The organism is Ensifer sp., from assembly GCF_035999135.1.
Classification (GTDB): Bacteria; Pseudomonadota; Alphaproteobacteria; order Rhizobiales; family Rhizobiaceae; genus Ensifer.
The window spans coordinates 1-16306 of the sequence record NZ_DASYGZ010000068.1 but is presented as its reverse complement, the minus strand read 5'-3'; the positions used below and the strand labels follow the sequence as shown (position 1 = coordinate 16306).

Genomic DNA, 16306 nt, shown 5'->3' with positions numbered 1-16306 from the left:
GCGCTTTTGTCCAGTATTGTATATTTCCCCGGTTTTGTACGATCCTCCGGGAATCTCTGCCCACTTTCTGGAGATCGGCCGCTTTGTCGTTGACGTCGGGTAATTAAGCTGAGACTTGGGGTCAACTTTTAAGATCAGATGGAGTGGGGCGATGAAGCTAGTTCGTTTCGCCGTGTTGGCGATGATCGCCTTTTGCTGGACCGGTAGGCACGACCTCGTGCTCGCTGCCGAAAGCGCGACCTACCCCATCACGATCAAGCATGCCTTCGGTACGACCGTTCTGGAAAAGAAGCCGGATCGGGTCGCAACCGTTGCCTGGGCGAACCACGAAGTACCGCTGGCCCTCGGCATCGTTCCGGTCGGTATGGCGCGCGCCAACTTCGGTGACGATGACGGTGATGGCGTTCTGCCATGGGTCACCGCGCGGCTGGACGAACTCAAGGCCGAAAAGCCGGTGCTTTTTGACGAGGGCGATGGCATCGATTTCGAGGCGGTCGCCGCTACGCGGCCGGATGTCATCCTGGCGGCCTATTCCGGCCTTAGCCAGGCGGACTATGACACCTTGAGCGCGATCGCACCTGTCGTCGCCTATCCGGACGCTCCGTGGTCGACCGACTGGCGCGAAACGATCCGGTTAAACAGCACGGGGCTCGGGATGGCTGCTGACGGGGAAGCGCTGATCACCAGCATTGAAGCCGACATCGCCCGAACGCTTGCCGGACATCCGGAACTCAAGGGCAAATCTGCGATGTTCATCACGCATCTGAGCTCCTGGGACCTCAGCACCGTCAATTTCTACACGACCAACGATACCCGCGTCAGGTTCTTCGCAGACCTTGGACTTGCATCGCCGAAAAGCGTGGTGCAGGCATCGCAGCCTGGAAAGTTCTCAGGTTCGGTCAGCGCCGAAGAGATCGATGCCTTCGATGACGTCGATATTCTCGTCACCTACGGCGACGGAGTGCTTTTCGATGCTTTAAAAGCCAACGCGCTGATGCTGCACATGCCCGCCGTTGCCCAAGAATCGATCGTTATGCTCGGCAACAACGCGGTCGGCAATGCTGCCAATCCCACGCCTCTGTCGATCGGTTGGGTCCTCAAGGACTATGTGAAGCTGCTGAGCGAGGCAGCCAAAAAGGCCAAATGAACGCGGGGATCCTCAAGACATCGGACGGGCGTTGGTCGCCGGTTTCCCGATCCCACCGCATGCGAAGTGTTTGGCTGGCAGCGCTTTTCGCGCTTCTCATCCTCTTGCTTGTCGCCTCTGTTACGGTCGGCACGCGCTATGTCGAGTGGAGCGATATTGCTGCGGCGCTGGCAGGTGACGAGGACAACATCGGCCGCGCATCCGTGGCATTGCGCATACCTCGGACCTTGCTGGCGGCGCTTGCCGGTGGTGCCCTTGGCTTGGCTGGAGCAATCATGCAAGGCGTGACCCGCAATCCGCTCGCCGACCCCGGAATTCTCGGCGTCAACATGGGCGCATCCCTTGCTGTCGTCGTCGGCGTCGCCTGGTTCGGGATGTCGTCGCTCTATGCCTATATCTGGGTGGCGATCCTCGGCGCCGGGTGCGCAGCAACCTTCGTCTACGCGATAGGTTCGCTCGGTCGAGGTGGTGCAACCCCTCTCAAAATGGCGCTTGCAGGCGCGGCAACATCGATTGCATTCGCGTCCTTGGTTATCGCGATCGTGCTGCCGCGCGGCGATATCGCGGGTGGGATCCATTCCTGGCAGATCGGTGGCGTTGGCGGCGCGACGTACGAGCGCATCGTTCCCGTCTTGCCGTTTCTGCTTGCAGGTTTGGTGATCGGACTGTTGTCGGCAAGAAAACTCAATTCTCTTGCGCTCGGTGACGAGCTCGCGACCGGCCTTGGTGAAAGCGTTGCAACCGCACGCGCGATCGCCTCCCTTAGCGCCATCCTTCTGTGTGGTGCAACGACCGCCGTGTGTGGGCCGATCGGCTTTCTCGGCCTGGTCGTGCCGCATGCCTGCCGCCTGCTGATCGGCGTCGACCATCGATGGCTGCTGCCTTTTTCGACGCTCGCAGGTGCGTGCCTGCTGCTTGCAGCGGACGTTCTCGGGCGCATCGTTGCACGCCCCGCGGAGATAGATGTCGGCATCGTCACTGCACTGATCGGTGCGCCTTTCTTCATCTGGATCGTCCGGCGCCAGCGTGTGAGGGAGCTGTGACAACTCCCTCAACAACCCTTGGTGCCGTCATCGCACACCGTCGCAGGCGCGCGCGCAGGCACACGTTCATTCTTGCCGTGTTGCTGAGCCTGATCGCAGGGATCTTCGCCGTCACCTTGTCGGTTGGGCAATCCATCACGCCCCCGGGCGATGTCTTGCGGGTGTTGATGGGCGAGGCGGTTCCTGGCGTATCCTTCACGGTGGGACAACTGAGGTTACCGCGCGCGGTCATGTCGATTCTTGCAGGCTTGTGCTTCGGACTGGGCGGCGTGGCGTTCCAGGTCATGTTGCGCAATCCGCTCGCCAGCCCCGATATCATTGGGATCAGCTCCGGCGCAGGGGCGGCTGCCGTTTTCGCCATTGTCGTCCTGTCGATGAACGGGCCGATGGTTTCGGTCATCGCCGTTGTTGCGGGCCTGGGGGTTGCGTTGCTCGTCTACGGCCTTTCCTTCCGCAACGGCGTCGCCGGCACCCGATTGATCCTTGTCGGCATCGGCATCTCCGCGATGCTGCAAAGTGTCATCGCCTACATCCTGCAGTCGGCACCAGCCTGGAACTTGCAGGAAGCGATGCGTTGGCTGACGGGCAGCGTCAACGGCGCTCAGCTTGGCCAGGCGCTGCCGCTCGTGCTTGCGCTCTTGTTTTTCGGCGGCCTGCTGCTCGCTCGCGGTCGCGACCTTGAAACATTGCGGCTGGGTGACGATATGGCGGCGGCGCTTGGAACGAGGGTCGCGCAAACCCGGATGGTGGTGATCGTGGCAGCGGTCGGGCTGATCGCGTCGGCGACCGCTGCGACGGGCCCGATCGCGTTCGTGGCATTCCTGTCGGGCCCGATTGCCGGCCGGATCGTGCGAAACGACGGTTCGCTGCTGATATCGTCTGCGCTGACAGGCGCCGTTCTCGTGCTTGTCGCCGATTACGTCGGGCAGCATCTGCTGCCTGGCCGTTATCCGGTGGGCGTCGTCACCGGGGCGCTTGGAGCGCCTTACCTCATCTACCTCATCGTTCGCATCAACCGGATCGGAGGGTCGTTATGACCGATCATCTGCTCGTCGCCAGCGGATTGACGGCCGGCTACGACAAGACCGAAATCCTGCATGGGCTGGACCTCACAATCCCCCCGGGCAAAGTCACGGTGATCGTTGGCGCCAACGCCTGTGGCAAGTCCACGTTTCTTCGCGCGCTTTCGCGGTTGGTCGCGCCAAGCAAAGGGCAGGTCCTGCTTGACGGCAAGTCCATCCACCGGACGCCGTCGCGAGAGCTCGCCCGGACGCTGGGTTTGCTGCCGCAATCGCCGATCGCGCCGGAAGGCATCAGCGTCGCCGACCTTGTCAGCAGGGGGCGGCATCCGCATCAGAGCCTCTTTTCCCGCTGGACGAGGGAGGATGATGAGGCTGTCGACGGCGCGCTTGCGGCGACAAGAACAATCGACCTTGCCGAACGGCCGATCGACGAGCTTTCCGGGGGGCAGCGGCAACGTGTCTGGATCGCTATGGCGCTGGCCCAGCAGACCGACATCCTGCTCCTCGATGAGCCGACGACGTTTCTCGACATCAACCACCAGATCGAGGTGCTCGATCTTCTGACCGATCTCAACCGCGATCGTGGAACGACGGTCGTCATGGTGCTGCACGATCTCAACCTTGCTGCCCGCTATGCCGACCATCTCGTCGCGATTGCCGGTGGGCGCGTTCACCTTTCGGGCACGCCGGAACAAGTCCTCACCGAAGAGACCGTGCGGCATGTTTTCGGGCTCGAAAGCCGCGTCATCGGTGACCCTACGTCAGGTCGGCCGATCATGCTGCCGATCGGGCGACATCGGATGGCCGCCATCGGCGACGCGGGCGACGCATCACAAAAGGAGAGCGCATGAACGCGGTTAATTTCAAGCTGTCCGGTATAGCCGTCCCCGTCAGCCCAGCCGACATGCTCGAGGAGATCTGCGAGCATTTCATCGAACACGCCGAGGTCGAGCGGAAAGATGGCCTTGCGGTGTTGCGAAGCAAGCTCGGTACCGCGCAAATCAAGATTGAAAACGCGCGGCTGCGGATCGAGCTCGACTGCCCGACACGCGAAACGTTGCACATGAGCCGCACAGTCCTGGCCGAGCATCTCTTCTATTTTGCCGAAAACCAGCCATTCGAATTGACCTGGTCGGAGCCAACGTCTCTGTCGGCGCTTCCGAACCTCCACGAGGTGACCGTCGTTTCCGCCTACGATGTCACGCCGCATATGCGTCGCGTGATTTTTTCCTGCGCCGATGTGATGCCCTTCGTGGATGGCGATATGCATGTGCGCCTGTTGGTGCCGCCGAAGGGCAGACCGCCGGTCTGGCCAGGCTTTCGGGATGACGGTCGCATTGCCTGGCCGGAGGGCAAGAACGAGCTACTTGTTCGGGTCTACACCATCCGCGCTCTCGATCGCGATCGGAGGGAGTTGTGGATCGATTTCTTGCAACATCCTGCTCCCGGCATGTCGACACCAGGTGCGGACTTTGCCCGCGACGTACGGCCCGGAGATGTCGCTGCCCTGCTTGGCCCGGGCGCAGGCGGTCTACCAGAGGCGCGGACCATTTTGCTAATAGGGGATGAGAGTGCGCTGCCAGCCATAGCGAGGATTGCGGCGGAGGCTCCGGCCGAAACCAGAATGCGCGCCATCATTGAAGTCGAGGACGGCGCGGAAGAGCAGCCGCTTCAATCTAAAGGCGCGCTCAGCGTGCAATGGTTGCACCGGGCGAGCTATCCGAACGCCGCCGCCGATATGCTCGTGCGCGAGGCGAAAGCAGCGATTGAAGCGGCAAACGACGAGACGTTCGTATGGGTTGCGTGCGAAAAATCGGATGTGCGAACGATCAAGACATCTCTCAAAGCGCGGAACCATGATCGCAGGATGATGTATGTTGCCTGGTACTGGGAACGCGATATGAACACTGCATGAGGTGCTGATGGGAGCTGGTTATTCTGCGGGCGGAAAGATCAGCGACGCGGCCGGTAACGGAACCGCTAGACGCCGTCTGCAGCTTGAGAATAGACACGCAGACGAGGTTGTTTCGAAGGAGCAATCGGCCGTGATCACGCTTGAGAAGCTGCGCGACCTCGACATCGATGTGGGCTCGAATTCTCGCTCCTTGCACCTGAGTGCTGCAAGCGGGCTGCAATGCCTCGGTACGGCGCTCTATGTGATTGCGGACGACGAGTTGCACCTTGGCGTGTTTCCGGTTGCTGGCTCAGGTCGAGGTCATCTGTTCCGCCTTTTCGATGGTGAACTGCCAAAGACGAAAGGCGACCGCAAGAAACGGAAGCCTGATTTGGAGGCGTTGATCTTTGTCCCGCCCTTCAGCGACTTTTCGTATGGGGCTCTCCTTGCGATCGGTTCCGGCTCGCGGCGCAATCGCAAAAGAGGTGTCCTTGTCGGTGTTGATGCGCAGGGCGCCATCGTCACACCTGCGAGAAGCGTCGATCTCTCGTTCATTCTGGATCCGCTCGCGGAGGAATTTGGCGAACTCAACATCGAAGGCGCGGTGGTTGTTGGTGAAGAACTGCGGTTGCTTCAGCGCGGGAACAAGCGCTGCAATGACAACGCCATCGTTCGATATCCGCTCGATGATATACTGAATGCGCTTTCGAACGATCAACTTGAGCCGCTCGGCCCCTCAGCGGTCGATCGTTTCGATTTAGGCGCCATCCAGGGAACGCCGTTCGGTTTTACAGATGCGGCAGCCCTGTCCAATGGCGACATCGTCTTCAGTGCGGTGGCGGAGGATACGGAAAACACCTACCTGGACGGTCCGTGTCTCGGCGCTGGCATCGGCATTATCGACGAACGAGGCATCCTGGTTGCCTTTGATCTTCTCGAATACCCGCACAAGATAGAGGGCATACATGCGGCCGAGGGCGACGCCGTTGTCGACCTTCTGCTCGTGACGGATGCCGACAACCCCGATATCCCTGCGGGACTGTTTTCAACACAGATCGCCCGGTAGCCGGATCGAATGGTTGGGGACATCGGTCTGAGCTCAAGCCGCCGTCGGGGATCTTCCGAAGCTACCAATCAAATTGTGTCGAGAATGGCCAAAGTGCCGATGATCAGTGCGTCGACTCCCTGGACGTGGTCCGAATCGATCGGGCGATGGCTCGGCGCATCTGTTTCGGGCGCTTCAGGAGCCGACTTCGGGAGGACTGTGTCGGCGATTGCAACGCAGTGATAGGCAATCGTGAACAGCAGCCAGGTCGATTGTCGCATTGTGAGGCCGAAGGCGTCTGCGACCAGTCGCTGATGCGCGGCGATCTTGGCCATCATCTTTTCGGTGATCATGTCCCTTCGAAGCATGTAGGGGGCGATGCCCGCATGTGCCTCGACAAGGTTCCACATCGATAGGCTGAACGGCGTGAGATAGGCTTTCAGATCGGCGCGGTCGCCCCGAAGTGGTATCGGCAGCGACCATCGCAGAAAAATCTCTTCGGCAACCAGGGTCTTTAGCGCATCGAGCCCGCTGATATGTTTGTAGAGCGCCACCTGGCTGACGCCGAGTTCGGCTGCGATTGCAACCATCGTGACGTTCGGAAGACCTAGTCTGATGCCCGCGTCCGCAAGGCGTTCAAGCGTGAGCGTCGCGGGACGCCCCCGCCGATTGCTTTCTATCATGGCCACACTTTCAGTTGCGCTGAGTCGCGGCGCGCTCGCCTGCCGTGTCTTATAGAGTGATAGGCGAAGTTGTTCAATGATTTCTGATGGTTGTAAGAGATTTCGTTAGAAACATGACTTTGCAAGTCAAGAATGTTGACGGCTTTCGGCAATTAGTTTAGTGGGCATAAACTAATTAAGCGGAAGGCAGGGGCATGGGTTCGGATCACACCACAAATCGTCGTTGCGATATCAGGCGCGGCGCCAGAATTGGCCACGGCTTTGGCAGGCTGCTGGCTGGAACGGCGCTCGCAGCGTTCGTTGCGGCGCCGGTCATGGCGCAGGAGACACACAAGGCGAAACGCAACGCAAAACCCGCGGATCAGACAGAGGTGTCCGGAAGCGCAGATGGTACGACCGCGCTTGCTCCCATTGTCGCCACGGGTGTTGGAGATCTCCCCGCCACCTACGCCGGCGGTCAGGTCGCGACGGGCAGCCGCGTTGGCATGCTCGGCAACAAGGACCTCATGGAGACGCCGTTCAACACGGTCTCCTACACGGAGGAATACATCCAGAACCGGGAGGCGCAGGATGTCGGCGCCGTCATTGGCGCGACCGATCCGTCAGTTTTCGTGCCCAACAAGCGCAACATCTATGAGACCTACTTCATCCGCGGCTTCAACAGCTCGGTGGACGATGCGACCTTTGCTGGCCTCGTCGGCATGGCGCCCAACATGCGCGGCTCGACGGAGTTTGTCGAACGGGTCGAAGTACTGAAGGGCCCGGCGGCATTCCTTTATGGCATGCCGCCAGGCGGCACGGTCGGTGGAAGCGTGGCGCTTGTGCCCAAGCGCGCCGACGACGAGCCGCTGACCCGCCTGACCACCACCTATGCATCGGACAGCCTCTGGGGCACCCATGTCGATCTCGGCCGGCGCTTCGGCGATGAGAACGAATGGGGCGTCCGTCTCAACGGCGTGTTGCGTGGTGGCGATACCGCCGTCGACAACGAAACGGATCAGGTGGCGCTAGGCTCCGCCGCACTTGATTGGCGCGGCGAGAATGCACGGTTCTCCTTCGACTACTACAAGCAGAAGGAGGACATGGACGGCGTAAACTACTTCGGCCTCTCGGGTCTCGGAACTGCGGTCACCGCGCTGCCGGAGCCTCGCACGGGCGACCATTCGCTCGCCGCGCCCTGGTCGTTCACCACGAACGAGACTGAAGCCTTCGTGCTGCGCGGAGAAGTCGACCTCACGGACGCCATCACGGCCTATGCCGCATGGGGATGGCGCTTTGGAGGGTATGACGCCCTGATCACGCAGAACACGCTTCTGAACAATGCCGGCGATATCAGCGTCACCGGCCTGCGCTCGGCGCGCGATGGCCGACAGGATTCCGGCGAGGTCGGCCTTCGGGGCGAATTCTCGACGGGAGAAATCGAACACGAGTGGAATGTGGCGGCGACCCGGTTCAGCGCGCACAACGTCTTCAAGGATCGACGGTATGCCAACCTCGCCTTGACGAACTACTATGACCTCGACTTCGGTCAAGCGCCCGATCTGACGTCCTACAACGCGATGGGGCCTACCACGTCCGCGGCCCAAGAGCTTTCCAGTGTCGCCGTGTCGGACACCATGAGCTTCTTTGAAGATCAGCTGCAGCTGACCTTCGGGTTGCGCTATCAGAACGTCGAGAGCGCCAATCATAACCTTGTCACGGGCGCGCTGACGTCGAGCTACGATTCCAGCCGTGTGACGCCTGCGATTGCCGCCCTCTACAGGGCGAATGAAAGCCTGTCCTTCTACGCGAACTACATCGAAGGTCTGAGCCAGGGAGCGACAGCACCGCTCACCGCGAAGAATTCAGGCGAGGTTCTGGCACCCTATCAGACCAAGCAGGTCGAGGTCGGAACCAAATGGGATCTCGGCGACTTCACCACGACCCTCAGCCTGTTCCAGATTGAAAAGCCGAGCGCCTATACCGATCCCGTCACCAACGTATTCGGCACCTATGGCGAGCAGCGCAATCGCGGCGTCGAGCTGAACGTCTTCGGTGAGGTCCGCTCTGGTCTGCGCCTCTTGGGCGGCGTTTCCTACACTGAGGCCGAGGTGACGAAATCCCTCAACGGTCTCCAGAACGGCAAGACTGCCGTCGGGGTGCCGGCGGTGATGGCCAAGCTCGGGCTGGAATACGATGTGCCGTCGGTTGAGGGGCTGACGCTGTCTGGCAACATCAACCATGTCGGCAAGCGCTACATCAATGGCGACAACACACTCTCACTGCCTGCCTTCACCACGCTCGATATCGGCGCGCGCCATACCTTCGACGTCGACGGCAAGCCGCTGGTCGTGCGCGCTTCCATCCAGAACGTCACGAACGAAGCCTATTGGGGCGGAAACAGCCTGGCCGGAGGCTTCGGCGCACCGCGCACCTTTCTGCTTTCGGCATCCGTCGACTTCTGAAGAGCGAGATAGCACTGGGCGCCAGGTGCTGGCTCCGCCGATATCCTTCACATCAGCGAGAAGAAAATGCGTGAAGACAAGGTTATATCCGGGGCGGAGCGACGGTCTCCGGTGAGACGGCTGTTACATCCGGTCCGCACCAGATTGGCCGTGGCGGTGATCCTCGCCACGGTCGGGCAGGCTCTCGTGCTCGTCCCGCTGGCGGGGATTGCCCTCATTGCAAAGCTTGCGCTTGTCGACGGCGCTGGGGACGCCTCAGGCGACATCCCCGATGTCGTTGCCATCAGCCTCGCCTGCCTCGTAGCCGGCATGGCGCTGGTGACAACGGGCGAGCTTCTGGCTCATCTTGCCGATAACTGGCTTACGGTGCGCCTTCGCAAAGCGCTGGTCGACAGGCTGTCCAAAGTCCCGCTCGGATGGTTCTCCACTCATGCCTCGGGCGCTGTCAGGCAGGCCATACAAGACGACATCACGACACTGCATGAGCTGACCGCGCATTACTATACAACGTATGGACGCTGCATCGGCGCCATTGCGATTTCGGTTGTCTATTTGCTCGCCATCGATTGGCGCCTTGCCGTCCTGGCATTGCTGCCCTTCCCGCTGTTCCACCTGATTTTCGGTGCCGCGAAGAAGTCGATCACCGAGGAGCGCCTCAAGGATTTCATCGCCGGCCAGAGCCGCATCAGCAACGCAGTCGTCGAATTCATAAGCGGCATTCCGGTCGTCAAGGCGTTCGGCACTGCGGGCAGGGCGCATGAGGGCTACCGCGACGCGGTCGATGGCTTTCAGAAAGCCTTTCTGCGCTTTACCGGGCCGCTCGTCGTTCCGCTCGCCAACGCCAACGCAATCATCACGCCGGTGACGGTGCTTGCGGTCACTCTGGCGTTCGGCTCGCTCTTCGTTCACCTCGGCTGGATTGCGGCGGTCGATGTTTTGCCCTTCGCGCTCGTCGCGCCCGGTATTTCCGGCCCGATGATGCTTCTCGGCTTCCTGGGACATGCTGTTGCGAATGCCACCGGCGCTGCTGAAAGAGTGCAGGACCTCCTCGACACGCCGCTGCTCGAACAGCCGGCGCCCGGGACGAGCGTGCGACCCGAAGGCACTGAAATCCGTTTCGAGGGCGTGCGCTACGCCTATGACGGGCCGAACGACGTCGTTTGCGATATCGATTTTACCCTCGAGCCCGGGACGGTCACCGCGATCGTCGGTCCTTCGGGCGCGGGTAAATCCACGATCGCCCGGTTGCTCCTCCGGTTCTTCGACCCGGACCGCGGACGGATCACGCTTGGTGGTGTCGATCTGCGTCAGATCGCATCGACCGATCTCTATCAACGGATCGGTTTCGTCCTGCAGGACGTTCGTCTGATCCATGCGAGCCTCAGCGACAATATCGCGCTCGGGCGTCCATCAGCGAGCCGTCAGGCGGTCGAGGCCGCGGCGCGCCTCGCCAACATTCACGACCGGATCATGGCATTGCCGCGCGGCTACGATACGGTTGTCGGTGAGGATGCGCGTCTGTCTGGAGGTGAAGAGCAGCGTATCGCCATCGCCCGGGCGATCCTGCTTGATCCTCCCGTATTGGTGCTCGACGAGGCGACGGCCGCTGCCGACGCCGAGAGCGAGGCTGCCGTCCAATCGGCCCTTTCCGGCTTCGCATCGGGGCGAACTCTCCTCGTCATCGCACACCGGCTGGACACCATCACGCATGCCGACCGCATCATCGTCATGGAGCGGGGGAGGGTGGTTGAAGTGGGCAAACATGCCGATCTCCTGGCGCTCAACGGCTGCTACGCCCGACTTTGGCGGGCGGGGGGCTATGGCGACCACCTGCCGGAGACAGCGATCTGCGAGGTCACGCCATGATAAGAGCACTCTTGCTGCTGCTTTCGGACGATGCGCCAGTGTTCAGGCGCTATGTGTTGATGGCGGTATCCTACGGTCTTCTGAGCGGCGTCACGATCGCCGCTGCGGTGCCCGTTCTCGGCGGTCTGCTGCGAGGGGACGGCGAAGGAGCGGGGCGCTGGCTCGTTATCCTTCTCATGGGTGTGGTCGCCTGCTGGCTACTGCGGCGGCGGGTTGAGATAGCCGGTATCGGCGTGGGTCTCGCCATTCTTGGCGGCGCTCGTCTGCGCATCGGAGACCACGTCGCGCGTCTTCCCGTCGGATGGTTCACGGCCGAAAACACCGCGAGGCTCGGACATATCGTTACGCATGGGATGATGGAGATCGCCCAGCTTCCGGCCCATGTCGTCACGCCACTCGTCAGCGGGGCAATCACTCCAATCGTTATGGTCTCGGCGCTTTTCGCGCTCGAAACGAGCATGGGGTTGATAGCTCTCGTCACCTTACCGCTGATGGTCGGCGTTTTCGTGCTGTCCGCGTGGCTTGGCCGTGCCGCCGACACCGCCTATCAACTGAGCGCCGCCGAAACCAGTCAGCGCGCCGTCGAGTTCGCACAGGCGCAATCCGTCTTGCGCGCCTTCAACGGCGAGGGTGGTGGGGTCAGGTTCCTCGAGGGCGCGATCGACAGTCAGCATCGTTCGGGTCGGAGGCTGATATGGCTCTCCACACTCTCGGTCGTGCTGAATGTCTGGATCCTGCAGGCCGCCTTCGCGGCATTGGTGATCGCCGCCTCTTCCCGGCTGAGCAATGATGTCTCCGTTCCCGAGATCGTGGCCGTCGTCGCTGCAATGCTTCTGGCCGTCTGCTTCGTGGATCCGCTCCTTGATGTGGCGGCCTTTGGCGCGGCGGTGCGCGGCGCCAGAAACCAGTTGGCGGAAGTCGATCGCGTCCTCACCGAAGATCCGCTATCGGAACCGGTCAATCCGGAGCGTCCCCGGGATGCATCCGTTGAACTGCGCGACGTCACCTTTGGCTATCGGCGGGGCGAGCCTGCGGTGGTCAGCGGCGCTAGCTTCAGGGTCGAGCCGGGCAGCATGCTCGCGTTGATCGGAGCGTCAGGTTCCGGCAAGACCACGCTGATGCGCCTGATTGCGCGTTTCTTCGACGCGGATGCCGGTAAGGTCATGATCGGCGGCGTCGATATCCGCGACATCAGCTCACGGGACCTCTCTGCGCAGATCAGCCAGATTTTCCAGGACAGCTGGCTCTTCCAGGGCAGCATCGCCGACAATATCCGTATCGGTCGTCCGGATGCGACGGATGACGACGTCCGCGCTGCCGCGCAGCTGGCCGGTGTCGATGAGATCGCAGATCGCCTGCCGGATGGCTTCGACACGATCGTCGGCGAGGGTGGGGCGCGCCTGTCCGGCGGAGAGCGCCAGCGTGTCGCAATCGCCCGCGGGCTGATCAAGGATTCCCCGATCCTGCTGGTGGACGAAGCGACAGCGGCGCTCGATGCCGAAAACCAGGAAGCCATCGCCAGAACACTGTCTCGGTTGCGTGGCAAGCGCACCGTTCTCGTTATCGCCCATCAGCTTTCGACCGTTCGAATGGCGGACGCCATCGTCGTCATGGAAAATGGGCGGGTTGCCGAGCAAGGTTCGCCTAGGGAACTGGAGGCCAGGGACGGACTTTATCGACACTTTCTGCAGCAGCGTCAGGCCGCCAAAGGATGGCGGATCGGTGCCTAGTCGTGACGTGTTCCTCGGCGTCGGTAGCGTCGCTTTAAAGCGGGCCGCCATTCCTGTTGCCTTTACGGCGCTTTGTGTGGTCTCGCTTACGGTTGGCGTCAATCGGATGAGCCTCGTGGCGCTCGCTTCGCTCTCCGACGAGGCATGGTTGACACTGACGGCGAGCCGGTTGCCGCGGCTTGCCGCCCTCGTCCTGACCGGCGTGGGGCTCGCCACCTGCGGCGTGATTCTGCAGCACGTGGTCCGAAACCGCTTCGTCGAACCGGCCACCACCGGCGGAATGGAGGCGGCCAAGCTCGGCATCCTGGTTGCCCTGTCCGTAGCGCCGGCCAGCGGCGCCCTGGTGCGTGCATCCCTGGCACTTGGCTTCTGCTTCGCGGCCAGTCTCATCTATGTGGCACTCGTCGGACGCCTGCAGGTCAAGAACACCATCCTCGTTCCCGTCATCGGCCTGATGTACGGCAGCGTGCTCGGCGCGATCGCGGAATTCTACGCTTACAGCCGAAACATGCTGCAGAGCATGCAGGGGTGGCTCATCGGCGACTTCTCGAAAATCGTTGAGGGAAATTACGAGATCGTCTGGCTCATTCTGCCCGTCGTCTGTGCAGCCTACGCGTTCGCCCATCGCTTCACGCTGCTGGGCATGGGCAGCGACATGGCGACCAGCCTGGGGATCAGCCATCGCGCCATGGTCGCGCTTGGTCTGCTGCTGGTGTCGACCACGGTCGCGGCGACCGTCGTCGCTGTCGGTGCCGTCCCCTTTGTCGGCCTCGTCGTGCCGAACGTCGTTGCGCTGAGACAGGGGGATAATCTCGCTCGAACACTGCCGTCGGTGGCGCTCGGAGGAGCGTCGCTCGTCCTTGTCTGCGACATCCTCGGCCGGCTGTTGATCTACCCGTTCGAAGTGCCGATCGGTCTCACGATGGGTGGCGTGGGCGGTCTTCTGTTTCTTTTCTTGATCGTCAGGCAGAGACGATGAGGAGACGGGTAAGTTTGCTGGTCGCCTTTGTCGGCATTGCAGCGTTGTCGATCGCCTTCGTCCTCGTCGGCTCCGGACTGGACTTTGCCTACATCATCCCGCGCAGGCTGACCAAGCTCGCCGCAATGATCGTCGGCGGCATTGCCGTCGGCCTGTCCTCGATCGTCTTCCAGACCATTGCCGGCAATCGTATTCTCACACCTGCCGTGATGGGATACGAGGCAGTCTATCTGCTGCTGCAGGCCCTTTTGGTACTGATCCTCGGCACGTCCAGTCTGATGGTGTTGGGGGACTACGGCAACTTTCTGGCCTCGATCCTGATGATGGTCGCCTATTCGCTGGTCATCCATCACTGGCTGTTCAAGGGGCCGCAGGTCGACACCGGCCAGCCGCTTCTGGTTGGGCTGGTGCTGACCATGGTGATCGGCACCTTCACTCAATTCGTCCAGCTCCGGATCAGTCCAGGCGAGTTCGCCATTTTCCAGGGCTTCTCGCTGATTTCGTTCGATCGTGTGGAGCCGGTGCAACTGCTCTGGTCGACAGGGCTCGTCACGCTGGTTTGCCTTGCCGGCTCAAGGAGCCTTGCCGTTCTCGACCTGATGGCCCTTGGGCGCGACCAGGCGCTTTCGCTCGGCGTCGATTATCAGCGGCACGCGCGCCTTTTGCTCGGCCTCATCGCGGTCCTTGTGGCAGTCTCCACCAGCCTCATCGGGCCAACGGCGTTCATGGGCGTCTTCGTGGCGAACCTTGCCTATGCGTGCGCTAAAAGCGAACGCCATCGGATGACGCTTCCTCTCGGCTGCCTGACTGCGATCGGCATGTTCCTCATCGCGCAGCTGAGCGTCGAGCATGTCTTCAACTATCGCACCACCGTCGGGATCCTGATCAATCTTGCCTGCGGCGCATGGTTCCTGGTGCTCACGCTGCGTTTCCGGGACATCGCATGATCAAAGTCACTGCACTCTCCAAGAGTTACGGCAATCGTCCGATCCTGTCGGATGTGCGGGCCGAGTTTTCAAAGGGGCACCTGACGTCGCTGATCGGGCCCAACGGGGCGGGCAAGTCGACGTTGCTGATGTTGATCGCCCGGCTTCTCGCGCCGACGAGCGGCATCATTACCATCGACGGAACGGATATCGCCAGCCTTGCGGTAGGCGACTATGCAAGGCGCGTCGCCACTTTGCGACAGCGGCCCGACTGCAATCTGCGGCTGTCGGTGGAGGAGCTCGTGACCTTCGGCCGCTTTCCGCACAGTCGCGGGCGGCTGACCGCCGAAGACCGCCGCGCCGTCGACGAGGCGATCGACTTCCTTTCCCTCGAACCGCTGCGCAGTGCCTTGATTGACGAGATCAGCGGCGGCCAGCGCCAGATGGCCTTCCTTGCCATGACGATCGCGCAGGAAACAGAGTGCCTTCTGCTCGACGAGCCCCTCAACAATCTCGACATGAAACACGCGGTCCAGATCATGCAGGCGCTGCGGATGCTTTGCGACGAGCTGGGACGCACGGTGATCGCCGTCATTCACGACATCAACTTCGCTGCCAACTACTCCGACCATATCGTCGCCATGAAGGACGGCGCCGTGCACACAGCCGGCTCCGTTTCCGAGGTGGTTACGGGAAGCGGTCTCGGAGAGCTCTATGGCCTCGATCTCGAGATCGTAGAGCGGCAGCAGGGGCGTCTCTGCAACTACTTCACTCAGAAAGGAAAGACACGATGATCCGAGGCATGAAGTTTGGCCGCTTGGCCCTGGCGCTGGCTGTGGCGGCGGCAGTGTTTGCGGTGGCTCCCGTCGCCACGGGGAGCGCTGGTTCCGTCGACAGTGCTGCGTTCGAACCGGTCACCGTGGAGCACAAGCTCGGCAAGACCGTTATTGAACGGCGCCCGGAGCGGGTGGCCGCGCTCGACATGAACGAGCTGGACTTCCTTGATCAACTGGGCGTGCCCGTGGCTGGGACTGCCAAAGACTTCGTCCCGCATTTTCTGTCGAAATATCGGGACGATCCTGACGTCGTGGATCTGGGGTTCATCGTCAAGCCCAATATCGAGCGCGTCTACGCCCTCCATCCGGATCTTGTTCTCATCACATCACTACAGGCCGAGCATTACCGCGAGCTGAGCCGCTTTGCGCCGGTCATCCATTTCGACGTCGACTACCGGGATAGCGGCGCCGGCCACATCGAGGTCGTGAAAGACCATCTGATGACGCTTGCCCATATCTTCGGAAAGGAAGGGGTCGCGCGCGAGAAAATTGCCGATCTCGACGGGAAGCTTGCCGACCTGCAAAGTGTCACGCGGACAAGTGACAAAACGGCGCTGATCGTGATGCACAACAATGGCGCCTTCAGTGCGTTCGGCGTGCGCTCGCGATACGGCTTTGTGTTCGATGCCTTCGGGGTCAAGCCTGCCAATGAAGCGGCCGAGACCGGTCTCCACGGACAACCTGTAACCAG

Annotated in this window: 14 protein-coding genes; 13 read left to right on the top strand and 1 reads right to left on the bottom strand. The window is 61.6% G+C overall.

Going from position 1 to position 16306, the window contains the following annotated elements; genetic code table 11:
- Positions 1–151: 151 nt before the first annotated feature.
- From VGO12_RS07680 to VGO12_RS07655, 6 genes are all read left to right on the top strand, one after another.
- A complete protein-coding gene (locus VGO12_RS07680; RefSeq protein ID WP_327512132.1) occupies positions 152–1147 on the top strand; it encodes an iron-siderophore ABC transporter substrate-binding protein in 996 nt (331 codons plus the stop codon).
- A complete protein-coding gene (locus tag VGO12_RS07675; protein ID WP_327512131.1) occupies positions 1144–2190 on the top strand; it encodes an iron ABC transporter permease in 1047 nt (348 codons plus the stop codon). Before VGO12_RS07680 ends, VGO12_RS07675 begins: the two co-directional genes overlap by 4 nt.
- The gene (locus tag VGO12_RS07670; RefSeq protein ID WP_327512130.1) at positions 2187–3227 is read left to right on the top strand and encodes a FecCD family ABC transporter permease; all 1041 of its coding nucleotides are present in this window, start codon (positions 2187–2189) and stop codon (positions 3225–3227) included. Before VGO12_RS07675 ends, VGO12_RS07670 begins: the two co-directional genes overlap by 4 nt.
- Positions 3224–4063, top strand: coding sequence for an ABC transporter ATP-binding protein (locus VGO12_RS07665; protein ID WP_327512129.1), 840 nt, complete (start codon positions 3224–3226; stop codon positions 4061–4063). The genes VGO12_RS07670 and VGO12_RS07665 overlap by 4 nt, the downstream gene beginning before the upstream one ends.
- A complete protein-coding gene (locus VGO12_RS07660; RefSeq protein ID WP_327512128.1) occupies positions 4060–5127 on the top strand; it encodes a DUF2218 domain-containing protein in 1068 nt (355 codons plus the stop codon). Before VGO12_RS07665 ends, VGO12_RS07660 begins: the two co-directional genes overlap by 4 nt.
- A 130-nt stretch (positions 5128–5257) precedes the next feature.
- Entirely contained in the window at positions 5258–6172 is a 915-nt protein-coding gene (locus VGO12_RS07655) for a DUF6929 family protein (RefSeq protein ID WP_327512127.1), read from the top strand.
- Between the two features lie 68 nt (positions 6173–6240).
- Here the strand turns inward: VGO12_RS07655 and VGO12_RS07650 are convergent, their stop codons facing one another.
- Positions 6241–6741: a hypothetical protein gene (locus tag VGO12_RS07650; RefSeq protein ID WP_327512126.1), complete on the bottom strand. Its 501-nt coding sequence runs from the start codon at positions 6739–6741 to the stop codon at positions 6241–6243.
- 464 nt (positions 6742–7205) lie between these two features.
- On the opposite strand from VGO12_RS07650, the gene VGO12_RS07645 reads away from it, so the two are divergent.
- The 7 genes from VGO12_RS07645 to VGO12_RS07615 all read left to right on the top strand — a co-directional run.
- Positions 7206–9278, top strand: coding sequence for a TonB-dependent siderophore receptor (locus tag VGO12_RS07645; protein ID WP_327512125.1), 2073 nt, complete (start codon positions 7206–7208; stop codon positions 9276–9278).
- A gap of 111 nt (positions 9279–9389) precedes the next feature.
- Complete coding sequence (locus tag VGO12_RS07640) at positions 9390–11144, top strand: ABC transporter ATP-binding protein (RefSeq protein WP_327512124.1); 1755 nt, start codon at positions 9390–9392, stop codon at positions 11142–11144.
- Positions 11141–12874: an ABC transporter ATP-binding protein gene (locus tag VGO12_RS07635; RefSeq protein WP_327512123.1), complete on the top strand. Its 1734-nt coding sequence runs from the start codon at positions 11141–11143 to the stop codon at positions 12872–12874. The genes VGO12_RS07640 and VGO12_RS07635 overlap by 4 nt, the downstream gene beginning before the upstream one ends.
- Positions 12867–13853 carry an ABC transporter permease gene (locus tag VGO12_RS07630; protein ID WP_327512122.1) on the top strand — a complete coding sequence of 329 codons (987 nt, stop codon included), beginning with the start codon at positions 12867–12869 and terminating at the stop codon, positions 13851–13853. The genes VGO12_RS07635 and VGO12_RS07630 overlap by 8 nt, the downstream gene beginning before the upstream one ends.
- On the top strand, positions 13850–14800 hold the full coding sequence (locus tag VGO12_RS07625; protein WP_327512121.1) for an iron chelate uptake ABC transporter family permease subunit: 951 nt from the start codon (positions 13850–13852) through the stop codon (positions 14798–14800). Before VGO12_RS07630 ends, VGO12_RS07625 begins: the two co-directional genes overlap by 4 nt.
- Complete coding sequence (locus VGO12_RS07620) at positions 14797–15573, top strand: ABC transporter ATP-binding protein (RefSeq protein WP_327512120.1); 777 nt, start codon at positions 14797–14799, stop codon at positions 15571–15573. The genes VGO12_RS07625 and VGO12_RS07620 overlap by 4 nt, the downstream gene beginning before the upstream one ends.
- Positions 15570–16306: siderophore ABC transporter substrate-binding protein (locus VGO12_RS07615; RefSeq protein WP_327512119.1), on the top strand; the 737-nt coding region annotated here is incomplete at its 3' end. The genes VGO12_RS07620 and VGO12_RS07615, both read left to right, overlap by 4 nt.